18 protein-coding genes and 1 other RNA gene are annotated in these 16,629 nt (G+C 66.2%); 9 read left to right on the top strand and 10 right to left on the bottom strand.

The window, feature by feature from the left end:
- Positions 1 to 6: 6 nt before the first annotated feature.
- Genes cobC through M3I56_RS23035 form a run of 5 tightly spaced genes read right to left on the bottom strand, consistent with a single transcriptional unit; the run spans position 7 to position 4,390 of the window.
- Entirely contained in the window at positions 7 to 597 is a 591-nt protein-coding gene (cobC, locus tag M3I56_RS23055; RefSeq protein ID WP_254355971.1) for an alpha-ribazole phosphatase, read from the bottom strand.
- On the bottom strand, positions 582 to 1,358 hold the full coding sequence (locus M3I56_RS23050) for an adenosylcobinamide-GDP ribazoletransferase (protein WP_254355999.1): 777 nt from the start codon (positions 1,356 to 1,358) through the stop codon (positions 582 to 584). Before M3I56_RS23050 ends, cobC begins: the two co-directional genes overlap by 16 nt.
- A 10-nt stretch (positions 1,359 to 1,368) precedes the next feature.
- Positions 1,369 to 2,433, bottom strand: a complete 1,065-nt coding sequence (gene cobT, locus M3I56_RS23045; protein ID WP_254355970.1) for a nicotinate-nucleotide--dimethylbenzimidazole phosphoribosyltransferase — start codon at positions 2,431 to 2,433, stop codon at positions 1,369 to 1,371.
- The gene (locus M3I56_RS23040; RefSeq protein ID WP_254355969.1) at positions 2,430 to 3,308 is read right to left on the bottom strand and encodes an ABC transporter ATP-binding protein; all 879 of its coding nucleotides are present in this window, start codon (positions 3,306 to 3,308) and stop codon (positions 2,430 to 2,432) included. Before M3I56_RS23040 ends, cobT begins: the two co-directional genes overlap by 4 nt.
- Positions 3,305 to 4,390 (bottom strand): iron ABC transporter permease, encoded by a 1,086-nt coding sequence (locus tag M3I56_RS23035; RefSeq protein ID WP_302056958.1) that lies wholly within the window; start codon positions 4,388 to 4,390, stop codon positions 3,305 to 3,307. Before M3I56_RS23035 ends, M3I56_RS23040 begins: the two co-directional genes overlap by 4 nt.
- Positions 4,391 to 4,778: 388 nt before the next feature.
- Here M3I56_RS23035 and M3I56_RS23030 point away from each other — a divergent pair, with 388 nt between their 5' ends.
- The 5 genes from M3I56_RS23030 to M3I56_RS23010 all read left to right on the top strand — a co-directional run bounded on the left by M3I56_RS23030 (position 4,779) and on the right by M3I56_RS23010 (position 7,165).
- Entirely contained in the window at positions 4,779 to 5,132 is a 354-nt protein-coding gene (locus tag M3I56_RS23030) for a hypothetical protein (RefSeq protein WP_028207759.1), read from the top strand.
- Entirely contained in the window at positions 5,129 to 5,443 is a 315-nt protein-coding gene (locus M3I56_RS23025) for a cell division protein ZapA (RefSeq protein ID WP_028207760.1), read from the top strand. Before M3I56_RS23030 ends, M3I56_RS23025 begins: the two co-directional genes overlap by 4 nt.
- A 115-nt stretch (positions 5,444 to 5,558) precedes the next feature.
- Positions 5,559 to 5,740: non-coding RNA, 6S RNA (gene ssrS / locus M3I56_RS23020), on the top strand.
- Positions 5,741 to 5,853: 113 nt separating this feature from the next.
- On the top strand, positions 5,854 to 6,312 hold the full coding sequence (locus tag M3I56_RS23015) for an EVE domain-containing protein (protein WP_254355968.1): 459 nt from the start codon (positions 5,854 to 5,856) through the stop codon (positions 6,310 to 6,312).
- Between the two features lie 118 nt (positions 6,313 to 6,430).
- Positions 6,431 to 7,165 (top strand): SIMPL domain-containing protein, encoded by a 735-nt coding sequence (locus M3I56_RS23010; RefSeq protein WP_254355967.1) that lies wholly within the window; start codon positions 6,431 to 6,433, stop codon positions 7,163 to 7,165.
- Positions 7,166 to 7,264: 99 nt separating this feature from the next.
- Here M3I56_RS23010 and lgt read toward each other — a convergent pair whose 3' ends face one another.
- Together lgt and M3I56_RS23000 are read right to left on the bottom strand one after the other, a co-directional pair.
- Positions 7,265 to 8,179 carry a prolipoprotein diacylglyceryl transferase gene (gene lgt, locus M3I56_RS23005; protein WP_254355966.1) on the bottom strand — a complete coding sequence of 305 codons (915 nt, stop codon included), beginning with the start codon at positions 8,177 to 8,179 and terminating at the stop codon, positions 7,265 to 7,267.
- Positions 8,180 to 8,414: 235 nt separating this feature from the next.
- The gene (locus M3I56_RS23000) at positions 8,415 to 9,374 is read right to left on the bottom strand and encodes a LysR family transcriptional regulator (protein WP_254355965.1); all 960 of its coding nucleotides are present in this window, start codon (positions 9,372 to 9,374) and stop codon (positions 8,415 to 8,417) included.
- Between the two features lie 171 nt (positions 9,375 to 9,545).
- Here M3I56_RS23000 and ilvD point away from each other — a divergent pair, with 171 nt between their 5' ends.
- Both ilvD and M3I56_RS22990 read left to right on the top strand, forming a co-directional pair.
- Positions 9,546 to 11,219 carry a dihydroxy-acid dehydratase gene (gene ilvD, locus M3I56_RS22995; RefSeq protein WP_254355964.1) on the top strand — a complete coding sequence of 558 codons (1,674 nt, stop codon included), beginning with the start codon at positions 9,546 to 9,548 and terminating at the stop codon, positions 11,217 to 11,219.
- 142 nt (positions 11,220 to 11,361) lie between these two features.
- Positions 11,362 to 11,721 carry a c-type cytochrome gene (locus M3I56_RS22990; protein ID WP_375541774.1) on the top strand — a complete coding sequence of 120 codons (360 nt, stop codon included), beginning with the start codon at positions 11,362 to 11,364 and terminating at the stop codon, positions 11,719 to 11,721.
- Between the two features lie 60 nt (positions 11,722 to 11,781).
- On the opposite strand, the gene M3I56_RS22985 is transcribed toward M3I56_RS22990, so the two are convergent.
- The 3 genes from M3I56_RS22985 to M3I56_RS22975 are packed head-to-tail and all read right to left on the bottom strand — an operon-like array spanning position 11,782 to position 14,223.
- Positions 11,782 to 12,183, bottom strand: coding sequence for a DUF2486 family protein (locus tag M3I56_RS22985; RefSeq protein ID WP_254355963.1), 402 nt, complete (start codon positions 12,181 to 12,183; stop codon positions 11,782 to 11,784).
- A 59-nt stretch (positions 12,184 to 12,242) separates the two neighbouring features.
- Entirely contained in the window at positions 12,243 to 12,659 is a 417-nt protein-coding gene (locus M3I56_RS22980) for a DNA polymerase III subunit chi (protein ID WP_028207768.1), read from the bottom strand.
- 52 nt (positions 12,660 to 12,711) lie between these two features.
- Complete coding sequence (locus M3I56_RS22975; protein ID WP_254355962.1) at positions 12,712 to 14,223, bottom strand: leucyl aminopeptidase; 1,512 nt, start codon at positions 14,221 to 14,223, stop codon at positions 12,712 to 12,714.
- A 134-nt stretch (positions 14,224 to 14,357) separates the two neighbouring features.
- Between M3I56_RS22975 and lptF the strand changes: the two genes are divergently transcribed.
- Together lptF and lptG are read left to right on the top strand one after the other, a co-directional pair.
- On the top strand, positions 14,358 to 15,458 hold the full coding sequence (gene lptF / locus M3I56_RS22970; protein ID WP_254355961.1) for an LPS export ABC transporter permease LptF: 1,101 nt from the start codon (positions 14,358 to 14,360) through the stop codon (positions 15,456 to 15,458).
- A 15-nt stretch (positions 15,459 to 15,473) separates the two neighbouring features.
- Entirely contained in the window at positions 15,474 to 16,622 is a 1,149-nt protein-coding gene (gene lptG, locus M3I56_RS22965) for an LPS export ABC transporter permease LptG (protein ID WP_254355960.1), read from the top strand.
- Positions 16,623 to 16,629 lie beyond the last annotated feature (7 nt).

Here is a 16,629-nt window from a genome sequence, read left to right as displayed (position 1 = left end):
AGCGACTTACCATGCGTTCCAGCGCGCGAGCAGCCATAGGGCGCTCGACGAGTCGTAACGCAAATGCACGATGGCGCCCATCTCCAGCGGCCAGCGCACGCAGCGCGCGAGCGGCATGCCGAGCGCGCGCGCCGTGACGGTGCGAATCACGCCCGCATGCGTGACGGCCCAAACGGTGGACTTCTCGCACGCGTCGAGCGCGTCGAACCAGCCGCTCACGCGCGCATCGAACTGCGCAACGCTCTCGCCGCCGTGCTCACGCGCATGCTCGAAATTCGCGGCCCATGCGTCGATCTGCGCGCGCTCGATCGCGTCCCAGCGCTGCATCTCCCACGCGCCGAAATCCATCTCTGCAAGGCGTGCTTCGGCTTGCGGCGTGTGGCCGCGCAGACGGCCAAGCGCCGCCGCCACGCTCGCGCAGCGCGTGAGCGGGCTCGTTTCAATACGTTGTGGTTCGCGCACACCGAGCGCCGCAATCCGCCCGGCGAGCGATGCGGCCTGCTGCGTCGCGTCGCCCGCGAGCGGCACATCGCTCGCGCCGTAGCACACGCCGGCATCCACCGCCACCGCGGGATGGCGGATCAGAACGAGATCCATGCGAGCCCCACGAGGTAGATGGCAATCTCGAACACCTGTTGCGCGAAGCCGAGACAATCGCCCGTATAGCCGCCGATGCGGCGCACGAAGTAACGCCCCAGCCCATAGCGCAACCCGGCGAGCACGACGAGCGTCGCTGCGCCCGCGCGCCAGTCGGGCGCGCCGGACCCCGCCGGCCAGAACAGCCACGGCAAGCCGAAGACGCACGCGCACAGCCACGCGGGCACGCTCATGCGCTGCGCGACGGGCTTGGCCTTGCCCTCGGGACGCACATACTCGAGCGAGACGAGATAGCTGATCGCGCACGCGCGACTCGCGGCGTGGCCGGCGATCATCAGCATCGCGGCGCGCGCCGGCGGCAGCGCCGCGAGCGTCTGCCACTTGAGCGCGAGCGCCACCACGAGACCGATTGCGCCAAACGCGCCGATGCGCGAATCGTGCATGATGCGCAGCACGTCCTCACGGGTGTACGCGCCGCCGAATGCGTCGAGGCAGTCGGCGAGACCATCCTCGTGGAAGGCACCCGTCGCGAGGAGCGTGAGCGCCATCGACAGCAGCACGGCCACGTTCGCCGGAAACACGCGCAACGCGGCGAGATAGACGAGCGCCCCAAGCGCGCCGATCAACGCGCCGACGAGCGGAAAGTAGCGCGCCGCCGCGTTGAGCCATGCGGGCTCGAAGCCCACCCAGCGCGGCACTGGCACGCGCGTGAAATAGCCCAGCGCCGTGAAGAAATAACGCAGCTCCGCAAGCGGATTCATCGCGCGGCGCTCAGGCGTGGCGATCACTGCGATTGTCGACGCCGGCCGACTCGAAGCTCGCCATGTCGTTGAGGAACGCCACCGCCGCGCGCAGCAGCGGCACCGCGAGCGCCGCACCCGTGCCCTCGCCCAGACGCAGATCGAGCGCGAGCAGTTCGCGCGCACCGAAGTGATCGAGCATGCGGCGGTGCCCCGCTTCGTTCGATGCGTGCGCAAACACGCAGTAGTCGCGCACGTTCGGTGCGAGCGAGTCGGCCACGAGCAGCGCCGAGGTGGCGATGAAGCCGTCCACGAGAATCGCCATGCGCGAGCGTGCCGCTTCGAGGTACGCGCCCGTCATCATCGCGATCTCGAAGCCGCCGAACGCGGCGAGCACGTCGAGCGGCTCGCGCGCGTCGGCGTGATGCGCGAGCGCCGCCGCGAGCACATTGCGCTTTTTCGCAAGGCCCGCATTGTCGAGGCCCGTGCCGCGCCCGACGCATTCGTCGATCGGCACGCCGCACAGCCGGCTCATCAGGCACGCGGCCGACGACGTGTTCGCAATGCCCATTTCGCCGAAGCCGATCACGTTCGTGCCGAGCGCCGCGTGATGGCGCACGCGCTCAGCGCCCGCCGCGAGCGCGGCGATGGCTTCGTCGCGCGTCATGGCGCGCTCGCGCGCGAAGTTGCGCGTGCCGGCCGCGATGGGCACGTCGACGAGTGTGGGCGACGGCGGCAGCGGCGTCGCCACGCCCGCGTTGACGACTTCGAGCGTGAGTCCCGCCACGTTGCTGAACACGTTGATCGCCGCGCCCCCTGCCACGAAGTTCGCGACCATCTGCGCGGTCACGGCCTGCGGATACGGGCTCACGCCTTCGGCGGCAACGCCGTGGTCCCCAGCGAACACGATCATCACGGGACGCTCGACGCTCGGGTGCGTCGTGCCCTGGATCATGCCGAGCTGGCGCGCCAGTGTTTCGAGGCGGCCGAGACTGCCGGGCGGTTTGGTCTTCGTGTCGATGAGGCGTTGCAGTTCGTCGCGCAACGAGAGGTCGAGCGGTTCGACGGCGAGCAGTTCGGTAAGCGATGACGTCATGGTGTGTTTCGTTTCGAAGTGATGCGGGCGACAGCGGCGCACTGGTGCACGCCGTTCGATCCCGGCGAATGCGGTGATGAAGATGTCGAGCCGAGTGCAGGGACAAGCGCCTCGTGCGCGCCCTCGCGTATCAGCACGAGCGGATGACCGAATGCGGCGCTCGCGCGCTCCGGCGTGAGCACATCGCGCACGGGGCCCGCGTGAAAGCCGCCGCGGCCGTCGAGCAGGAGCGCGTGCGTTGCGAAACGCCGCGCAAGATTGAGATCGTGGCACGAAAACAGCACCGTCCGCGCTTCACTGCACACCCAGCGCGAGAGCGCTTGAAGACACGCGATCTGATGATGCAGGTCCAGATGCGCGAGCGGCTCGTCGAGCAGCAGGAGCGGCGCGCCCTGGCACAGCGCGGCGGCGAGCGCGACACGCTGGCGCTCACCGCCCGAGAGCGACAGCACATCGCGCGCGGCGAACGCTTCGAGGCCGAACGTGGCGAGCGCGGCATGCGCGGCGGCGCGATCGGCGTCGCCTTCCCAGCCCCAGCCCGAAAGATGCGGATAGCGATTGAGCAGCACGGTGTCGATCACGCTCGCGCTGAAGGCGTCACGCTGGTCCTGGGGCATCAGCGCGCGGCGCTGCGCGAGGCGCACCGGCGACCACTGCGAGAGCGCGATGCCCTCCACTTCCACGCGTCCGGCCGAGGGCTCGCCCAGGCCCGCGAGCGCGCCAATCAGCGTGGTCTTGCCCGCGCCATTCGCGCCCGCCACGCACCAGATTTCGCCAGCGGCAAACCTTTGCGTGAGCGATTCCACGAGCGTGCGCGCGCCCGCGCGCAACGTGAGCGCGTGGAGCGCGAGCAGGGGTGGATGCGTATCGCTCATCGTCCACGCCTCGCGAGCAGCATCCACAGGAAAACGGGTACGCCCGCGAGCGCAGTCACGACGCCCACCGGCAACTGCGCGGGCGCCGCCACCGTACGCGCGACGAGGTCCGCGCCCATCACGGCCACGCCACCCGCGAGCGCGGCGGCGGGCACGAGCATGCGCTGGTCGTTGCCGAACGCGAGGCGCAGCATGTGGGGCACGACGAGCCCCACGAAGCCGATGGTGCCGCCCGTCGTCACGGCAGCGGCCGCCGCGAGCGACGCGGCAAGATAAATGCCCACGCGCAGACGCAGCACCGGCACACCGAGCGCCTGCGCAGCAGCGTCGCCGCGCAGCAGCACGTTGAGCATCGGCGCGGCGGGCACGATGCACGCAAGGACCACGCCAAGCGTCGCGAGCGCGGGCCATGGCGTGCTCGCGCCATTGAGATCGCCCGTGAGCCAGAACAGCATGCCGCGCAAGCGCGTGTCAGGCGCGAGCGTGAGCAGCAGCGTGATCAATGCGCCCCAGCCTGCCGCCGTCACCGCGCCCGTCAGGAGCAGCCGCGGCGAGCTGTCTTGCGGCTCGCCGCGCCACAACTCGCGGCGCGCGAGGCCGAGCACGAGCAGGATCGAAACGAACGCACCCGCGCATGCGCTCGCCTGCACGCCCCACCACGCCACGCCCGCGATCATCGCCACGAGTGCGAACGCGGCAGCGCCCCCCGACACGCCCAGCACATAGGGCTCCGCCAGCGGATTGCGCAGCAGCACCTGCAGCAGCGCGCCCGCCAGCGCGAGCAAGCCGCCACATGCAAAACCCGCCAACGCGCGCGGCAAGCGCAGCGTGCGCACGATCTCGACTGCCATGTCCGGGGCGCCATGCACGTCATGCACGTCACGCGCGGGAGCCAGCGCCGCCAGCGCCTGCGCAAACGTCACGCTCACGCTGCCGGTTGCGAGCGATGCAGCGAACACCACGAGCGCCACTGTTGCGAGCGCGCCCCAGATCATGCACGCGCGGCGCGCGCTCATCGAGCGGCGCGGCAACGCGTGTATCGGTGGCACAGGCGGCACAGCATGGGACTCATCGCGGCTCATGGAACGCATCGGGAAACTCGGCGGCGGATTTCAATCAAGTTCACACAGAAAGACAATAGGGCTATCGCAGGCCACGACAGAGCGAGTATGTTTGTCGCGAAAGATTCAGCATGACGCGTAGCAGAAGCGGCATGGCACAAGCCGTTCGCGAAAGCACTGGCAAAAGACCATGAATCCGTGATGTTATAACGCGCGGACCACGATCGAGACGATGCGCTGCGCGCGCAGCTTTGGCAAATTACGTTCCCGCCCGGCCTATGCAGCACACGTAGCGAGGGTTTTGGGCCTGATTCGGGTAAGAAGCCGGGTTGTTACGTCTGGAAACGACACAATTATCAAAATACGCGTTAATCCGCGCTAGAATGCCTGTCTTTAGAGGACGCAGCACATGCTCAACGAACTCGAAACACTCTCACAAAACATCGGGCGGCTGATCGAGATTAATCAGCGCCAACACGAAGCACGCCTCGCACTCGAAGAGCAACTCGCGCAGCTGCGTGCGCAATGCGACGAAACACGCACCGAACTCGAACAGGTCCGCGAGGAGCGCGCCGCGCTACAAGCCGAGCGCGATGCACTCTCGGCCAAGATCGACGATGCGCAGGTGCGGCTGAACGCGATCCTCGAAAAGCTGCCACGCGCACGCGCAGGTAACGAGCGCGACAACCAGCTCGATCTGCTTGAGCCGTCGCAGAGCAACGACGACGACAGCAACGCGGCCCGCCACGGAGAAAATGCATGACCACCAAGCAGATCGAAGCGACGATACTCGGCCAAACCTATCGCCTCGTCTGTTCGCCGGAAACGGAACAGGCGCTGCTCGAAGCCGTGGCGCGCGTGGACGCCGAAATGTCGAAGATCCGCAATCACAGCAACGTGCGCGGCATCGATCGCATCGCCGTCATGGCGGCGCTCTCGCTCGCCTCGGAACTGCTGCGCCTGCAAACGAGCGTGCGACACGGCGAAGCATTCCCAGCCGAAGAAATCCGTCGTACAATGCGCCAAATGAACGAACAACTCGGCGCTGTGATTCACCAGTACGGTGTCCAATAAGCGCTATCGTACGTCGCAGTTGTCAGCGCTAATGTGCGGTATGATGTTGTTCATAGGTAGCGTTGATTTGTTTAGAAACGCGCGTTTCTAAACACGCTGCCAACCAGTTTAGTCAGCTTCCCTGCCTGGTTCGCCAAGGTCATATATTCCTTGAACCAATGCCATGTGCACGGTTGCGGAAATTTGTAGCACGGGCGTGCGCGTCACACAGTCTGATGTACCCGAAGTGCTGCTAACTGCGACCAATTCTGAACCCTCGGTTCAGGATGCCGGCCTAGCGGCTATGGCGGGGACCTATTCAAACGGCATCGGACCACAGTCCGATGCCGTTTTCCATTGTGCGGCCTGCACTTGCCTTGTTTCGTGGCGCGCACGCTCGCCCCTCCCCCTTTCGACGTGAACTTCGACTCATGCGCTACTGGCTGATGAAGTCCGAACCCGACGAAGCAAGCATCGACGACCTCGCAAACGCGCCGCAGCGCACGCTGCCCTGGACCGGCGTACGGAACTATCAGGCGCGCAATTTCATGCGCGACACCATGCAGCAAGGCGACGGCGTGCTGTTCTATCACTCGAGCTGCCCTGAGCCCGGTATTGCGGGCCTCGCGCAGGTGTCGTCCACGGCCTACCCCGATCCCACTCAGTTCGATCCGAAAAGCCCTTACTACGACGCGAAATCGACGCACGAAAATCCGCGCTGGATACTCGTCGACGTCGTGTTCAAGAAGAAGTGCCCGCTCATTGCGCTGGCCGCCTTGCGCGAGCACGAGGAACTCGCGGACATGCGCGTGCTCGCCAAGGGCAATCGCCTTTCGATCACGCCGGTCACGACGGCCGAGTGGAACTTCATCACGAAACATCTGATGTGATGAGGTGTTGACGCGGCCGGGCACGCACACAGCATTCGTGCGCGACTTCAAGCACAATCGCGCACAGTCGCGCGGCACGTATGCCTTGCGCGCGACGCCAGTTCTGCAAGGAGCCTCAATGAACCGAAAAACCGCCGTCACGCTCGCCGCCGCATTGGCTGCTGCCCTCCCCCTCGCCATGACGCTCGCGCCGGGCGCCGCGTTCGCACAGAGCGACGCGCGCTTCCAGCAGCCCTCGGGCGTGCTTTCGCTGTCCGCGCAGGCGAGCGCCGAAGTGCCTCAGGACGTCGTGAACATTACGCTGTTCTACGAACAGGAAGCGAACGATCCCGCGTCGCTCACCGCAACGCTCAATCAGCGCGCCGACGCCGCGCTCCAACGCGCCAGAGGCGTCGCGGGCGTGACCGCGCACTCCGGCCAGTTCTCGATCTTCCCTTCCACGGATCGCGACGGGCGCATCTCCGCCTGGCGCGGCCGCACGGAAGTCGTGCTCGAGTCGCATGATTTCGCCGCGGCGTCGAAGCTCGCCGGCGACCTCTCGTCGATCATGCAGGTGGGCAACGTGCAGTTCTCGCTGTCGCCCGAGGCGCAGCGCGCCGCCGAGCAAAAGCTTTCGGGCCAGGCCATCGCCTCGTTTCGCGACCAGGCGCTCTCGGCCACGCGCGCGTTCGGCTACAGCAGCTACACGATTCGCGACGTGAACGTGGGGCACTCGGGCGTGATGCCGCGCCCCATGATGATGATGAGCGCGCGCGCCGCTTCGGCTGACGCGAAGATGTCGGCGCCTGTGCCGCTCGAAGGCGGCACGTCCACGGTGACGGTCAACGTCTCCGGCTCGGTGCAGATGAAGTAAGGCGCGCCAAACAAGCAGTTCAGGCACGCAAGTAAAAAGGCCACGGTGAAAACCGTGGCCTTTTTCATGGGCTAAAATGCGGAGCGCGTCGTGCGCGTGTCAGCTCTTTGCGCCCGCTACCTGCGCGCCGTCGTTGCCACGCTTGGCGCGGCGATACGCCCACGTCATCAAGCCAATCCCCACGATGATCATCGGCAGCGAGAGCCACTGACCCATCGAGAGGCCGAGCGCGAGCAGGCCGAGGAAGTCATCGGGTTCGCGTGCGAACTCGACCGTGAAGCGCGCGAGACCATAGCCGATCAGGAACATGGCCGAAATCGCGCCCACGGGGCGCGGCTTGCGCGCGAAAAGAATCAGCACGACGAAAAGCGCGATGCCTTCCAGCGCGATTTCATACAGTTCCGACGGATGGCGCGGCAGCAGATGGTACTGCGCGAACACTTCGTTCAGATGCCACTGCGCGGCCAGTTGCGGATGCGCGGCGAGCCACGCGGCGTCGTCGTTCGCGGCGCCCGGAAACAGCATGGCCCACGGCGAGTCGGGCGAGGTCACGCGGCCCCACAGCTCGCCGTTGATGAAGTTGCCGAGACGGCCAAAGGCGAGCCCCGTGGGCACCATCGGCGCGACGAAGTCGGTCACTTGCAGCCAGGTGCGCCCGCGTTGCCACGCGAACAGAACCATCGCGAACGTCACGCCGAGGAAGCCGCCGTGAAACGACATGCCGCCTTCCCACACCTTGAAGATGTCGAGCGGATGCGCGAAATACCAGCTCGCCTTGTAGAACAGCACGTAACCCAGGCGCCCGCCAAGTATCGTGCCGAGCACACCGTAGAACAGCATGTCGTCGATGTCTTTCGCGGTCCAGCCCTGCGCGGCCACGTAGGGCAGACGCAGGCGCAGACGGCCGATCACGATCGCCAGAATGAAGCCGACGAGATACATGAGACCGTACCAGCGCACGGCGAGCGGCCCCAGATGAATGGCGACGGGGTCGAAGTTCGGGTGGATGAGCATCGTGGATGAAGTCTTGTCGGCGATATCGATTGAAATCGGGTTGTAAGCAGTAGCGCGCCGCTCACGAAAGCGGGCAAAGCGCGTTGGACGTTTGCATAGCGGCGAGGTTCGCCGCCGGCGCGTCATGGCGTGACATTATCGCCGACGCGAGGGGGCGCGAACCAAAATGCAGGTTTGGCGATGCGCGGCGAGTGTCACGGTGACAGATGACGTGCGCGGCACGCCCAGCTTCAGGCTAGCCCTCGCGCGCCGGCCCGCCCGCTGTCGCCGCGTGCGCGCGCACGATCTCGATGAACGCCGCGAGCACCGGGCTCACCTCGGCCGAGCGCCAGACGAGCCCCGTTTCGATGGCCGGCACCGCCCCGGTGAGCGGCCGATACACGACGCCCGTGCGCCGCAGATGGCGCAGCGACTGCGGCACGAGCGCCACGCCCATGCCGGCCGAGACGAGGCTCACGATCGTCTGCATCTGGATCGCTTCCTGGCCGATGAGGGGCGCGAGGCCGGCCGCGCCGTAGCAGTCCATGATGGTGTCGTAGAAACCGGGGGCCAGATGGCGCGGGAAGACGACGAGCGGCGCATCGGCGAGATCGCGCAGGCTCACGGGCTCGTCGTGCCAGTCGTCGGCGCACGGGCCGCCAAGGCGCGCCGAAAGCGCCGTGGGCATCGCGACCACGAGCGGCTCGCGCGCGATCGGCTGGTAAGCGAGCTGGGCCGCGTGGCGCGGCGGCACGGGTGCGATCACGAGGCCGGCATCGATGCGGCCCGCCACCAGCTCTTCCACCTGCACGTCGCTCGTGGCTTCGGCGAGCTGCAGGCGCACGCGCGGATAGCGCGCGCCGAAGTCGCGCAGCAAAAGCGGCAGCAAGCCGTAGTCGGCGGTCGAAACGAAGGCCAGCGCGAGCACGCCCGCCTCGCCGCGCGCGAGGCTCTGGGCGAGCGGCCGCAGCGCTTCGGCGCTCGCCAGGAGGCGCCGCACCTCCGGCAGCAGATCGGCGCCCACGGCTGTCAATTCCACCGAACGGCGAGTGCGCGCAAACAGCTCCACGCCCAGCGTCTCCTCCAGCGCGCGAATGGCCTGCGAGAGCGGCGGCTGCGTCATCGACAGGCGCGCCGCCGCGCGGCCGAAATGCTGCTCCTCGGCCACGGCGACGAAATAGCGAAGCTGGCGCAGATCGGGGATAGTCGGATTCATCGGCAGCGGTCTCGCGCTGTTGTCATGCTGATATGTTTTTCGACTCAATAGACCACGAATAATATATTGGACAGCGTTCTCGCGAAATCGCATGCTTCCATAGACTTGCCGGCGCTCCCCCAAACCAGAACCCACAACCGGCATCCGAGACAAAATCCACCGGAGGTCCCCATGCCCTATAACCGTCGTTCGAAGCACATCACGCAAGGCGTCGCCCGCTCGCCCAATCGTTCGATGTATTACGCGCTCGGCTACGAGAAGGCCGATTTCGACAAGCCGATGATCGGCGTGGCCAATGGCCATTCGACCATCACGCCGTGCAACGCCGGCCTGCAGCGCCTGACCGACGCGGCCGTCGACGCCATCAAGCGCGCCGACGCGAACCCGCAGACCTTCGGCACGCCCACGATCTCGGACGGCATGTCGATGGGCACCGAGGGCATGAAGTACTCGCTCGTCTCGCGCGAAGTCATCGCGGACTGCATCGAGACCTGCGTGCAAGGCCAGTGGATGGACGGCGTGGTCGTGATCGGCGGCTGCGACAAGAACATGCCCGGCGGCATGATCGCGCTCGCGCGCATCAACGTGCCCGGCATTTACGTGTACGGCGGCACGATCCGCCCGGGTAACTGGAAGGGCCGTGCGCTCACCATCGTCTCGGCGTTCGAGGCCGTGGGCGAATTCACCGCGGGGCGCATGACCGAAGAAGATTTCGAAGGCGTCGAGAAAAACGCCTGCCCTTCCACGGGTTCGTGCGGCGGCATGTACACCGCGAACACGATGAGTTCGTCGTTCGAGGCGCTCGGCATGTCGCTCATGTATTCGTCGACGATGGCCAACCCCGACGAGGAGAAAGTCGACTCGGCGGCGGAATCGGCGCGTGTGCTGGTCGAGGCCGTCAAGCAGGACCTCAAGCCGCGCGACATCATCACGAAGAAGTCGATCGAGAACGCCGTGGCGCTCATCATGGCGACGGGCGGCTCGACCAATGCCGTGCTGCACTATCTCGCCATCGCGCACGCCGCGGAAATCGAATGGACCATCGACGACTTTGAGCGCATGCGCAAGAAGGTGCCGGTGATCTGCGACCTGAAGCCCTCGGGCCAGTACGTCGCCACCGACCTGCACGAGGCCGGCGGCATTCCGCAGGTCCTCAAGATCCTGCTCGATGCGGGCCTCCTGCATGGCGACTGCATCACCATCACGGGCAAGACCATCGCGGAAGAACTCAAGGACGTGCCGTCCACGCCGCGCGCGGACCAGCGGGTGATCTTCCCGATCAGCCAGGCGCTGTACAAGGAAGGCCACCTGGCGATCCTCAAGGGCAACCTCGCGACCGAGGGCGCGGTCGCCAAGATCACAGGCCTGAAGAATCCGGTCATCACGGGCCCCGCGCGCGTATTCGACGACGAGCAGAGCGCGATGGAAGCCATCCTCGCAGACGAGATCAAGGCAGGCGACGTGGTCGTGCTGCGCTATCTCGGCCCGAAGGGCGGTCCCGGCATGCCGGAAATGCTCGCGCCGACTTCGGCGATCATCGGCAAGGGGCTTGGGGAGTCGGTTGGGCTGATCACCGATGGACGCTTCTCGGGCGGCACCTGGGGCATGGTGGTGGGCCACGTCGCGCCGGAAGCGTTTGAGGGCGGCACGATCGCGCTCGTGCAGGAAGGCGACTCGATCACCATCGACGCTCACACGCTCCTGCTGCAACTGAACGTGGACGACGCCGAACTCGCGCGCCGGCGCGCGGCGTGGAAGCAGCCCGCGCCGCGCTACACCCGCGGTGTCATGGCGAAGTATGCGGCGCTCGCGCGCCCGGCGAACCTGGGCGCGGTGACGGGCTAGGCGGGGCTGAGCCGCGCCGGCGAGGGCCAGGCGCCGCTCGAATCTCGACCTGCAGTAACGCAAAGGGCGCACGTCCAGGACGTGCGCCCTTTGCTTTTATAATGCGACGACACAGCCGGCGCATACGCTGGCGGAGACCAGTATGAAACGGAAGTCGCAAGCGAAGAACAAGACAGCGACGCTCGCCGCCGCGCTCGCCATCGGCATGGCCGGCGCACTCGGGGCAGCCCCGGCCCGCGCGCAGCATGGCCCCACCGGCCTCGCGCTCGCCCAGCAGCAGAACTGCATGAGCTGCCACTCGGTGACCCGCAATTTCATGGGTCCCGCCCTGCGCGATGTCGCCGCGAAGTACGCGGGCAAGCCCGACGCGCAGACCTATCTCACCCACAAGATTCTGGAAGGCAGCAGCGGCGTGTGGGGCACGGTGCAGATGCCGGCCAACACGCAGCTGAACCCAGGCCAGGCGGCCCAGCTCGCGAACTGGATCCTCACGCTCAAGTGAGGCGAACGGGGTGATGGCGCGGGCCCCGGGTGAGCGCTCGCCGCCTCACACTTGACTGAATCAGGCCGAAGGCGGTCGCCCCGCGCGCGCCGCCAACTCTTCGCGCACGGCGGCCTTCACCCAGTTCGTGAGCTCCGTTTCGAGCGCAAGACCGATTTCGCGCGACACCTGGCCCACGAGCCAGTTCGTATGTTCCTGCATCGCGGCGCTGCAGCGCGCCTCGATCACGGCGCGGCCTTCGCCGGTGAGCCAGGTCAGGCAACGGCCCCGCAGGCGCTCGACGAGCGCGTCGGCGTCGTGCGCGAACAGGCCCTCCTCGCGCTCGGCCACGGCGGCCTGGACGGCAGCGGCCGTCGCGCTCTTCGCCTCTTCGACGTTGTGCGCGCGCAGCGGATTGCCGGACACCATCACCTCGCTCAAGAGCGGGATCGAAGCCTGTTCCGATTCGTGCATGCCGGACATGTATACCTCCATCGATCGGGGCAGTCGGCCGCGCGCCGGTACGCCTCTCGCGTCCGGCCTTAGCCGCCCTGCTTGTAGTTGTTGAGCGCGTAACCGCGGTCGCGGTAGAAACGATAGCGCTCACGGCCCGACGCGAGTTCGTCGGGCGCATCGCCAATCACTTCGAGCAGGCGTTCGAAGCGTGCGAACTGAGGCGGGACTTCCGCGCCGAGATTGAGCAGCACACGATGATGCGGCGCACGCTCGAGATCCGTTGCCAGCACGATGGGCGATTCGCCCGCGTGCGGGCTGTCGGCCATGCAGTGCGGCACGAAGTCGAGCGGCGAAAAGGTCCACAACATTTCGTCGAACGCGCGCAGGCGCGCGGGCTCGGCCAGCACCACTGCCTGCTGGCCCGCCTGATACGCCTTGCGCACGAGGCGGCACGCATACAGCAGCGAGTCGCCGACGTTCGTGTGGAAATCGATGCGCGTCATGCCCACACCACTTTACACACCGTCAGGTAGGCAGCAATCGCCATACCTGCTCTCATTGCCCGGCGCGATCGATCAGGAACTGGGCGAGCAGCGGCACCGGACGGCCCGTTGCCCCCTTGGCCGCGCCGCTCTTCCACGCCGTGCCGGCGATGTCGAGGTGCGCCCACGGGTAGCTTTCGGTGAAACGCGACAGGAAGCACGCCGCCGTCACGCTGCCCGCCGGACGCCCGCCGATGTTGGCGAGGTCGGCAAAGTTCGACTTGAGCTGGTCCTGATACTCGTCGTCGAGCGGCAGGCGCCAGGCCGGATCGTTGGCTTCGCGCGAAGCGTCGAGCAGTTCGCCCGCGAGCGCGTCGTCCTTCGAGAAAAGGCCGCTGTTGTGATGGCCGAGCGCGATGATGCAGGCGCCCGTGAGCGTGGCGATGTCGACCACGGCGGCCGGCTTGAAGCGCTCGGCGTAGGTGAGCGCGTCGCACAGGATCAGGCGGCCTTCGGCGTCGGTGTTGAGCACTTCGACCGTGAGGCCCGCCATCGTCGTGACGATGTCGCCCGGCTTCGTGGCGTTGCCCGCGGGCATGTTCTCGCAGGTCGGGATGATGCCGATCACGTTGAGCTTGAGCCCCATTTCGGCGACCGCGCGGATCGTGCCGAGCACCGAGCCCGCGCCGCACATGTCGTACTTCATCTCGTCCATGCCCTCGCCGGGCTTGAGCGAAATGCCGCCCGTGTCGAACGTGATGCCCTTGCCGACCAGCACGATGGGCGCGGCCTTGGCGCTGGCGCCCTGATAGTGCAGCACGATGAACTGCGGCGGCTCGACGGAGCCCTTGGTTACAGAAAGAAACGAACCCATCTTGAGCGTCTCGATCTGACGCTGGCCGAGCACCTCGACCTTGAGCTTCCAGTCGCGCGCAAGCTTCTTGGCCGTGGCCGCGAGATAGGTCGGCGTGCAGACGTTGCCCGGCAGATTGCCGAGGTCGCGCGTGAGGTCCATGCCGTTGGCGAGCGCGACAGACTGCTTCGCCGCAAGCTTGGCGGCCTTCTCTTCGGCGGCGTCGATGCTGAAGACCACGCGCTTGAGGGCCCGCTGCGAGACGTCGGGCTTGCTCTTCATCTGCGTGAAGCGATAGGTCTCGTTGCGCAGCGCGAGAATGGCGGTGCGCACGCCCCAGTCGCCCGTGCGCTCCTTCACCGGCAATTGCGCGAGCGTAAAGGTGACCTGTGCGATTTTCGTGCCGAGGATCGCTCGCCAGGCGGCCTTGACCGCGTCGCCGTAAGCCTTCTGGCCGAACGCGTCCTGCTTGCCGAGACCCACGAGCAGCACGCGCGAGGCGCCGATGCCGCTCACTTCCGGCAGGAACAGCGTGGAGCCGGCCTTGCCGTCGATGTCGCCGGCCTTGACGACGCGCGCGATTGCGCCGCCAATGGCGCTGTCGATCGCGAACGCCGCGCCCGAGAGCGTTTGCGCCTCGAACACGCCGACTACGACACAATCCGACTTGCCGGTCAGGAAGGGGCCGTCCCCGCCTTTGCTCCAGTCACAGGCTTTTATGCTAAAGTCCATCGCGCTTGTCCTCGGATAAAATCAGGGCTTAGGATGAAAGCCGCAATTATCCGCTATTTTTCCCGCGGCGGCTCCTGGGCGGTTGCGCGAACTGCGCGCCTCCCGGCATGGTCCGCCCGCCCTGCCCATCAAGAATGATCTTCGAACGTTCCCTGCAGCGCGAACTCGCGTACACGGCCGGCGCCGTGTTCATGGTTCTGCTCACGATCATGCTGACGACGATGATGATCCGCATCGTCGGCTTCGCCGCGTCCGGTCAGATTGACCCGCGCGACGTGCTGGTGCTGATCGGACTCACCGTGATCGGCTACATGGCCGTCATGCTCATCGTCACGCTGTTCGTGTCGATCCTGTTCGTCCTCACGCGCTGGTACAAGGATTCCGAAATGGTCGTGTGGCTCTCCTCCGGGGTGAGCCTCACGCGCCTGATCAAACCGGTCGCCACCTTTGCCGCGCCGATCATCCTGCTCATCGTGTTCTTCGCGTTCATCGGCTGGCCGTGGTCGAATGCGCAAAGCAAACTGATTCGCGCGCGCTTCCAGCAGCGCGATGAAGTGTCGCTGCTCGCGCCCGGCCAGTTCCGCGAATCGCCCACCACGCACCGCGTATTCTTCATCGAGAGCATGAGCCCCGACCAGGGCCGCGTGGAGAACGTGTTCGTCACGAGCACGGAAAACGGCAAGGTGAGCGTGATCGTCTCGAAGACGGGCCACACCGAAACCATGAAGAGCGGCGAGCGCTTCGTCGTGCTCGAAAACGGCCGCCGCTACGACGGCGAGCCCGGCCACCCGGACTTCCGCATCAGCGAGTTCCAGCGTTACGGCGTGAAGATCACGAGCCAGCCGCTGGTGAACACGCCTTCGGCGAGCACGACGTCCACGCCGGGCCTCCTGCGCCATCCGACCAACGACAACCTGGGCGAACTCGCCTGGCGCGCCGGCCTGCCGCTCATCGCGATCAACCTGATGCTGCTCGGCATTCCGCTTGCCTACCAGAACCCGCGCCGCAGCCGCACGATCAACCTCGTGATGGCAGTGCTGATCTATCTCACCTATTCGAACCTGCTCAACGTCGTGCAATCGCAGATCGAGCAAGGCAAGATGGCCTTCGGCGTCGGCCTCGTCCTGCTGCACGCCGTGGTGCTCGCGCTCGTCGTGTTCATCTTCTGGATACGCGTGCGCAACCGGCCGCTCTTCACACGTGCGATGTTCCGGCGCGCCTCTCCTGGCAACTGAGAGGGAAACTGAACAATGCGCATCTACGAAAAATACTTCGCTCGCCAGGTCTACCTGTCGTTCATCTTCATCCTGTTCGCCTTCTCCGGCCTGTTCTTCTTCTTCGACCTCATCAACGAGCTGAACTCGGTCGGCCACGGCAACTACAAATTCCAGTACGCGGTGCTACGCGTGGCGCTCCAGGCGCCATCGCGGCTCTACGAGATCATCCCGGTCGCAGCGCTCATCGCCGCGATCTACGTGTTCGCGCAAATGGCCGCGAATTCCGAGTACACGATCTTTCGCGTGTCGGGTCTCGCCACCAACCAGGCGCTGCGCTCGCTGCTCAAGATCGGCGTGCCGCTCGTGCTGCTGACCTACCTGATCGGCGAAGTCGTTGGCCCTTACACCGACCAGCTCTCCGAGCGCGTACGTCTCGAGGCGTTGGGCTCGGCGGTGTCGAGCAACTTCCAGTCGGGCGTGTGGGTGAAGGACACGCTCACTGCGCGCGCCGACGGCGAGCAGGTCACGCGTTTCGTGAACGTCGGCGAGCTGCTGCCCGACGCGACCATCACGAACGTGCGCATCTACGAATTCGATTCGCAGTTCCGGCTTTCCAACGTGCGCCTCGCGAAGAGCGGCACGTTCCAGCCGCCGGGCCACTGGCTGCTCAAGGACGTGACCGATACGCAACTGATCGGCGTGCCGCCGCCGCAGAACCAGCCGGTCGATGCGCTCAATCCGGTCTATCGCGCACAGCAGACCTCCGCGCCAGAATACTCGCTGCGCTCGGAACTCACGCCGAACATTCTCTCGGTGCTGCTCGTTTCGCCCGACCGGATGTCGATGTTCAACCTGTTCCGCTACATCCAGCATCTAACCGAGAACCATCAGGACGCGCAGCGCTACCAGATTGCGTTCTGGCGCAAGCTGCTCTACCCGTTCGCCGTGTTCGTGATGCTCGTGCTCTCGCTGCCGTTCGCGTATCTGCACACGCGCGCCGGCGTGGTGGGCATGAAGGTGTTTGGCGGGATCATGCTCGGCATGAGCTTCCAGCTCGTCAATACGCTGTTCTCGCACGTGGGTACACTGAACACCTGGCCCGCGCCGCTCACGGCGGCGACACCGGGGCTCATCTATCTCGCGGTCGGGCTGATCGGGCTCAAATGGGTCGACCGGCATTGATGCCGGA

It is taken from the genome of Paraburkholderia sp. CNPSo 3281 (assembly GCF_024206515.1).
Taxonomy (GTDB): Bacteria; Pseudomonadota; Gammaproteobacteria; order Burkholderiales; family Burkholderiaceae; genus Paraburkholderia; species Paraburkholderia nodosa.
Note: the sequence above shows the minus strand (reverse complement) of the source record. Positions and strands in the feature narration are given on the sequence as shown.

What these genes read in the sequence shown, in the direction of transcription:
- M3I56_RS22975 (WP_254355962.1), bottom strand. Translation starts at nt 14,223, where the DNA reads ATGGACTTTAGCATAAAAGCCTGTGACTGGAGCAAAGGCGGGGACGGC.
- M3I56_RS23000 (WP_254355965.1), bottom strand. Translation starts at nt 9,374, where the DNA reads ATGAATCCGACTATCCCCGATCTGCGCCAGCTTCGCTATTTCGTCGCC.
- M3I56_RS23030 (WP_028207759.1), top strand. Translation starts at nt 4,779, where the DNA reads ATGCTCAACGAACTCGAAACACTCTCACAAAACATCGGGCGGCTGATC.
- lgt (WP_254355966.1), bottom strand. Translation starts at nt 8,179, where the DNA reads ATGCTCATCCACCCGAACTTCGACCCCGTCGCCATTCATCTGGGGCCG.
- M3I56_RS23015 (WP_254355968.1), top strand. Translation starts at nt 5,854, where the DNA reads ATGCGCTACTGGCTGATGAAGTCCGAACCCGACGAAGCAAGCATCGAC.
- cobT (WP_254355970.1), bottom strand. Translation starts at nt 2,433, where the DNA reads ATGACGTCATCGCTTACCGAACTGCTCGCCGTCGAACCGCTCGACCTC.
- lptG (WP_254355960.1), top strand. Translation starts at nt 15,474, where the DNA reads ATGCGCATCTACGAAAAATACTTCGCTCGCCAGGTCTACCTGTCGTTC.
- M3I56_RS23010 (WP_254355967.1), top strand. Translation starts at nt 6,431, where the DNA reads ATGAACCGAAAAACCGCCGTCACGCTCGCCGCCGCATTGGCTGCTGCC.
- lptF (WP_254355961.1), top strand. Translation starts at nt 14,358, where the DNA reads ATGATCTTCGAACGTTCCCTGCAGCGCGAACTCGCGTACACGGCCGGC.
- M3I56_RS23035 (WP_302056958.1), bottom strand. Translation starts at nt 4,390, where the DNA reads ATGAGCCGCGATGAGTCCCATGCTGTGCCGCCTGTGCCACCGATACAC.
- M3I56_RS23040 (WP_254355969.1), bottom strand. Translation starts at nt 3,308, where the DNA reads ATGAGCGATACGCATCCACCCCTGCTCGCGCTCCACGCGCTCACGTTG.
- M3I56_RS23050 (WP_254355999.1), bottom strand. Translation starts at nt 1,358, where the DNA reads ATGAATCCGCTTGCGGAGCTGCGTTATTTCTTCACGGCGCTGGGCTAT.
- M3I56_RS22990 (WP_375541774.1), top strand. Translation starts at nt 11,362, where the DNA reads ATGAAACGGAAGTCGCAAGCGAAGAACAAGACAGCGACGCTCGCCGCC.
- M3I56_RS23025 (WP_028207760.1), top strand. Translation starts at nt 5,129, where the DNA reads ATGACCACCAAGCAGATCGAAGCGACGATACTCGGCCAAACCTATCGC.
- cobC (WP_254355971.1), bottom strand. Translation starts at nt 597, where the DNA reads ATGGATCTCGTTCTGATCCGCCATCCCGCGGTGGCGGTGGATGCCGGC.
- M3I56_RS22985 (WP_254355963.1), bottom strand. Translation starts at nt 12,183, where the DNA reads ATGTCCGGCATGCACGAATCGGAACAGGCTTCGATCCCGCTCTTGAGC.
- ilvD (WP_254355964.1), top strand. Translation starts at nt 9,546, where the DNA reads ATGCCCTATAACCGTCGTTCGAAGCACATCACGCAAGGCGTCGCCCGC.
- M3I56_RS22980 (WP_028207768.1), bottom strand. Translation starts at nt 12,659, where the DNA reads ATGACGCGCATCGATTTCCACACGAACGTCGGCGACTCGCTGCTGTAT.